General features: G+C 67.1%; 5 protein-coding genes. All 5 read right to left on the bottom strand.

The annotated features are described in order from the left end of the window. Positions 1–147: 147 nt before the first annotated feature. On the bottom strand, positions 148–1398 hold the full coding sequence (locus tag ABF648_RS11670) for a beta-ketoacyl-[acyl-carrier-protein] synthase family protein (protein WP_415632417.1): 1251 nt from the start codon (positions 1396–1398) through the stop codon (positions 148–150). Positions 1399–1509: 111 nt separating this feature from the next. Continuing rightward, positions 1510–1761, bottom strand: a complete 252-nt coding sequence (locus ABF648_RS11665; RefSeq protein ID WP_415632416.1) for an acyl carrier protein — start codon at positions 1759–1761, stop codon at positions 1510–1512. A 163-nt stretch (positions 1762–1924) separates the two neighbouring features. Continuing rightward, positions 1925–2920 carry a beta-ketoacyl-ACP synthase III gene (locus tag ABF648_RS11660; RefSeq protein WP_415632415.1) on the bottom strand — a complete coding sequence of 332 codons (996 nt, stop codon included), beginning with the start codon at positions 2918–2920 and terminating at the stop codon, positions 1925–1927. Positions 2921–2923: 3 nt separating this feature from the next. Next, positions 2924–3889, bottom strand: coding sequence for an ACP S-malonyltransferase (locus ABF648_RS11655; RefSeq protein ID WP_415632414.1), 966 nt, complete (start codon positions 3887–3889; stop codon positions 2924–2926). A 359-nt stretch (positions 3890–4248) separates the two neighbouring features. Further along, the gene (locus tag ABF648_RS11650) at positions 4249–5454 is read right to left on the bottom strand and encodes a PucR family transcriptional regulator (protein WP_415632418.1); all 1206 of its coding nucleotides are present in this window, start codon (positions 5452–5454) and stop codon (positions 4249–4251) included. Positions 5455–5680: the final 226 nt, after the last annotated feature.

Raw genomic sequence — 5680 nt, 5'->3', positions numbered from 1 at the left:
CCCCTCCGCGCCCCCACCCGCCCCGCGCGGCGCGCCGGCCCCCCGCTCACCCTCCCCCGGTCACCCCCCCGGGCGCGGGCATAACGCCCGGGCGGGGGGCCCGGGGCCGGGCATTTCTGTGAGGCTGACCCTCGGGGGAGAGCGTTGTCAGTCCTTGATGTTCTCGTTGGTGATGGCGATTGCCACATTGTGGCCGCCGAAACCGAACGAGTTGTTGATCGCTGCGAGGGGGCCTTCCGCGGGCAGCGGCCTGGCCTCGTTGGTGGCGATGTCGATCCGCAGGTCGTCCTCGGGATCATCCAGGTTGATGGTCGGCGGCACGACGCGATCGTGCAGGGCCAACAGTGCGGCCACCGATTCGAGTGCGCCGGCTGCGCCCAGCAGGTGACCGGTCATCGACTTGGTGCTGGTGACGATCACATGATCAGCGTCATCGCCGAGCAGCTCACGGATGCCGTGCGCCTCGGCGATGTCACCGGCGGGAGTCGAGGTGGCGTGGGCATTGATGTGGTTCACATCGGCTGGCGCGAGGTCGGCATCCACCAATGCCTTGTGCATGGCCGACATCTGCCCCTCGGGCGACGGCTTCACCATGTCGAATGCGTCCGCGCTGATACCGGAGCCTGCAATGGTGCCGTAGATCTTGGCGCCGCGCGCAGTGGCCGACTCCAGGCTCTCCAGCACCATGGCCACCGAGCCCTCGGCCAGCACGAAACCGTCGCGGCCCTTGTCCCAAGGACGCGACGCACCTGCGGGATCGTCATTTCGCTTGGACAGTGCCTGCATCTGGGAGAAGGCGACGATCGGCAGCGGGTGCACCAGAGCCTCGGTGCCTCCTGCCAGCACGATGTCGGCGCGACCCAGACGGATCTTGTCCACCGCGAGGGCGATCGCCTCATTGCTGGAGGCACAAGCCGAAACAGTGGTGTGTGCACCGGCGCGGGCGCCGATCTTCAACTCCACGTGCGCGGCCGGCGCATTGGACATCAGCATCGGAACGGTGAAGGGACTCACCCGGCGCAGCCCCTTGGTGCGCAGGATGTCCCACTGCGTGATGGTGGTCTGCAGGCCGCCGATGCCGGTACCGAAGGCCACGGCGACCCGCTCCGGATCGGTTTCGTTGTCCTGGGCGAAGGTGAAACCGGCGTCCTCCCAGGCCTGCTGGGCCACCGCGACCGCCAGGATGCTGCACCGGTCCATCCTGCGTGCCTCAACGCGTGGCACCATCGACAGGTCGGCGTCCACCTGGCCGGCGAAGTGCACGGCGAGGTCGGCGGTCCAGTCCTGCTCGATGGTGCTCACGCCGCTGCGGCCGCTGCGCAAACCCTCCCAGGTCTGCGACACATCCGCTCCCAGTGGGGTGATGGCACCCAATCCGGTGACGACGACGGTGGTCATGCAGTTTCCTCCAGGTGTGGGGCGGGTTCTTGCAGGTGAGGTGGTGCTGATGGTGCGTGCCGGGTGGTGGTCAATTCCACGCCCGAGCACGAGTGGTGAGCGGGGATTCGCTCACGCCGCCTTCTGAACCTTCTCGACATAGGCCACGGCGTCGCCGACGGTGCGGAGATCCTTGACCTCCTCGTCGGGGATATCGACGTTGTAGGCCTCCTGCAGGGCGTAGACGATCTCGACCATCGACAGTGAGTCGATGTCCAGGTCGTCCACGAAGTTCTTCTCATCGGTGATGTCCTCGACGGGGACGCCAGCGACGTCGTTGACGATTTCAGCGAGCTTGGTGCGGATCTCTTCGGTGCTGGCCATTGTGTGCCTTTCTTGGCGGAGTGCTGTGTTGATACAGCACTGGGGGTCAATGTGTGTGGATGGATGATTCTGGGTACTGCGGGTATTGCGGATTGCTGTGGTTCGTCGCCATGTTCGGCGGCAGGACCGGGTTCGGCGGCAGGACCATGTGGCGTGTGCGCCCTCAGGGCAGCACAACCACCTGCCCTGCGAAGACCAGGCCGGCGCCGAAGCCGATGATCAGGGCGTTGTCCCCGCTCTTGGCCTCTCCCGATTCAAGCAGAGCATCCATGGCCAGTGGGATCGACGCGGCCGAGACATTGCCCATGTGCTTGATGTCGCGGCTGACCACGACATTGTCGGGCAGGTGCAACCGGCGCAGGATCGAATCGGTGATCCGGTTGTTGGCCTGGTGGGGGATGAACACGTCGAGCTGATCGGGTGTGATGCCGGCCTTCGCGACGGCTTCAACGGCCTTCTCGGGGATGAAGGTGGTGCTCCACAGGTAGACGGCCCGGCCGTTCATGTGCACGACCGGCTTCTCGCCGGTTTTCAGGGCGTCGAACCAGTCGTTGGTCCAGATCGCATCGTGCTGGGCGGGGTCCGAACCCCAGACGACCGGCCCGATGGCTGGGGTCTCGCTCGGGCCCACCACGGCCGCACCTGCGCCGTCGCCGAACAGGAAGGCGGTGCCGCGGTCCTGCATGTTGAGCTGGCGGGAGAGCCATTCCATGCCGATGATGAGTACGTGCTTGGCAGATCCGGTCCGGATGAATCCGTCGGCCTGGGCGAGGCCGTAGCAGAAGCCTGCGCAGGCGGCGCGGATGTCATAGGCGGCGGGTGAGGGGATGCCGAGAATGCTCGCCACCTCGCACGCCAGCGAGGGGTACTGACGGAAATTGCTCACCGTCGAGATCATGATCGCGTCGATGTCTTCGGGTTCCAGCCCGGCACGCTCGATGGCCTTGGACGCCGCCTGCACGCACATGTAGGCGGGAGTCTCCTCTTCGGTCGCCCAGCGCCGCTCGATGATTCCGGTGCGCTGCTGGATCCACTCGTCGGAGGAGTCGATGTGGGTGCACATTTCGGCGTTGTCGACGACTCGGCTGCCACGGAAGCTCGCGACGCTCATCAACCGGGAGTACTCGGCTCCGGTCGAGACGGTGAGGGGTGCACTCATTGATCAGGCTCCTTGCGATGCGGAAACGGTGGCTGGCTGGGCGGCGTGGGTGCGGCAGAATTCTCGCGCCTCGGCCAGCTGGGACGGCTCGTTGAGGTTGAACAATTCGACGCCCTTGAGATTGCGCTTGGCGATGCCGGTGAGCGTCTTGGCAGGCGGCAGCTCGAGCAGTCCGGTGACGCCGAGCTCGCGCATGGTGTCCATGCACAGATCCCAGCGCACCGGGATGGTCACCTGGGCCACCAGGCGGTCGAGGAATTCCTTGCCGGAGGTGACCACCTGGCCGTCGCGGTTGGACAGCAGCTTGGTGACGGGGTCAGCGGTGGTCATGGTGGCGGCCAGCTCGGCCAGCGGAGGCTGGGCGGGCGACATGTGCTCGGTGTGGAATGCTCCGGCGACACTCAGCGGGATGACGCGGGCGCGGGCCGGAGGGTTCTCCTTCAACGCCTTGATCTGGTCAAGGGTGCCTGCTGCGACGATCTGGCCCGAACCGTTGAAGTTCGCGGCGGTGAGACCGCACTCCTCGACGCTGGCCAGCACCTCGTCCGGCTTACCGGCGATCACGGCGGCCATGCCAGTGGGGGTGACTGCTGAGGCGGCTGCCATGCCGCGGCCACGCTGGCGGATGAACACAGCGGCCTGACGAGGGTCGAGCACCCCGGCTCCTGCAGCGGCGGTGATCTCACCGACGCTGTGTCCGGCGACGACATCGGCAGATGCGAAGCCGCCGTGCTCATTGCTGGGGTCAAGAAGCAGACCCGCGTACAGTCCTGCGCCCATCAGCAGGGGCTGGGCGACGGCGGTGTCCTTGATGGTGGCCGCGTCAGCACTGCTGCCGAGTTCAGCGAGGTCAAGATCGGTCACCTCGGACAGCTGTGCGAGACCTTCGCGGAAGGAATCGATCTCGAGCCATGGGGAGAGAAAACCTGGGCTTTGGGCACCCTGTCCGGGAGCAACAATCGCGAGCACCCGTCCATCTTCCTCCGCCGAGTGACGCAGGGTGTCACTGAAACGGACGAAAAACCTGTGCTCGTCTTTGTGGGGTTCCTACAAGAAACCATGGCAAAGAGGCTAGCGAGCTGCTCAGTCATTGTGGGATTCCCAGGGAATTGGGCCTTGCCCCTCGGTGACCACCGGGCCAGCGCACGCGCTTCCTGGTCTGTCCTGCTGCGGGCGCTCGCTCGCCGGCAGCGGCTTGTGAGCTGGCTCCGATGGCCGATCTGCACACAAGACCGGCAATGAGGGGCCGGGCGTCCGGGATATCCGACACAGGGCGAGGTCCGAGCACTCATTGCCGTGCGTATGACCCCATGGTTGGGAAGCTGGATTCACTCGTCGGGGGATGACTGCGGTTCCTGCTCGGCCAGGCGCCCGAGAGTGATTGCCAGGTGCAGCACATAGGCCTGACGGGGCTGGGCGGGGGAGTAGCCAGTGATCTCACTGATCCGGCGGACCCTGTAACGCACGGTGTTGGGGTGCACGAACAGGTCGCGGGCGGTGGTTTCCACCGAGCAACCGTGGTCGAGGAAACTCACGCAGGTGTGCAGCAGTTCCTTCGCCCGCACCAGAGGACGATAGATGTCGTCCACCAGTGCGCGGCGTGCCTCGGGATCTCCGTCGACGGCGCGTTCGGGCAGCAACTCCCAGCTGGTCACCACGCGGGGGCTTGACGGCCAGGCGTGTGCGGTGCGCGCCGCGGACAGCGCCATGCGGGCCGAGTCCGCCGCCTCCGTGAGGTCGTCCACTGGTGGGCCCACCACGATGGTGCCCTCGTCGAAGTGGTCGCCCAGCGGCGACAGGGCCTTGGCTGCGGACTGCTCGTCCACCAGGTCTTTCCCGCTGGCTATGACGATCAACCGCCCGCCCTGCACCGAGGTCAGCACGTCGAGGTCCAGGTTCCCGGCGTCGCGGCGAAGCCCGTCGAGATCGGTCTCGACGGGCACCGGCCCGACAGCCACACAGACCCGGCCGCTGCCACGCCATCCGAGTGCGGACGCCCGTGACAGCACCATCTCATCGGCTTCGGCGCGCACGACGGCGTCCACGATGAGGGCCTCCATCCGCTCATCCCAGCCGCCACGCAGTTCGGCTGCCCGGGCATAGACCTCGGCGGCGGCGAAAGCCACATCGCGGGAGAACTGCAGGATGGCCACGTTGACCGCCTGCTGATCCTCTGGTGGAACCAGGCTCTCGATCTGCTGGGCGACCACTTCGATGGTGGTGCGCACCAGGTCGACGGTCTGGTGCAGGGAGATCTTGCGGGTCAGTGCGCGGGGAGCCGCGTTGAAGAGCATGCCGGGGTCGCCGCCGGGGGAGGTGTCGTCTCCGAACCAGGTGATGAAGTTGTCGATTCCCGACCTGGCCACCAGGGTGATCCAGGAGCGCTCCTCGGCTCCCAGCCGGGTGAACCAGGGGTGACTCTCCTCCATCGCCTGCACGACCAGGCTGGTCAGCTCTCCGGTGCGCGCAGAAAGACTTTTGGTGAGCGCAGCCCGCTCGGCCGGGTCTGGCACCAACGCAGGGCCAGTGCTCATCGCCGGATACCTGGCCCGTGCGCCGCGGTGGGCCCGCGATTCATCGGGCGTGGCAGCCCGGGGCCTGCTCGAGGCAGCCTTCGACGTCATGAGTCGCTCATTGCTCCTGCCGGTCATTCCGCCCCGGGGGGGGGGCGGGCGGGGCCCGCCCGGGGCGCGGGCGCGGGGGCGCGGGGGCGGGGCGCGGGCCGCGGCCGCCGGGCGGCACCGGCGCCGCCCGCGGCCC

The sequence above is a fragment of the Propionibacterium sp. genome (genome assembly GCF_047719395.1).
GTDB lineage: Bacteria > Actinomycetota > Actinomycetes > Propionibacteriales > Propionibacteriaceae > Propionibacterium.
This window is presented reverse-complemented; position numbering and strand designations above follow the sequence as displayed.

Coding starts and splice junctions, on each gene's coding strand:
- ABF648_RS11670 (WP_415632417.1), bottom strand. CDS start 1,398: ATGACCACCGTCGTCGTCACCGGATTGGGTGCCATCACCCCACTGGGA.
- ABF648_RS11665 (WP_415632416.1), bottom strand. CDS start 1,761: ATGGCCAGCACCGAAGAGATCCGCACCAAGCTCGCTGAAATCGTCAAC.
- ABF648_RS11660 (WP_415632415.1), bottom strand. CDS start 2,920: ATGAGTGCACCCCTCACCGTCTCGACCGGAGCCGAGTACTCCCGGTTG.
- ABF648_RS11650 (WP_415632418.1), bottom strand. CDS start 5,454: ATGAGCACTGGCCCTGCGTTGGTGCCAGACCCGGCCGAGCGGGCTGCG.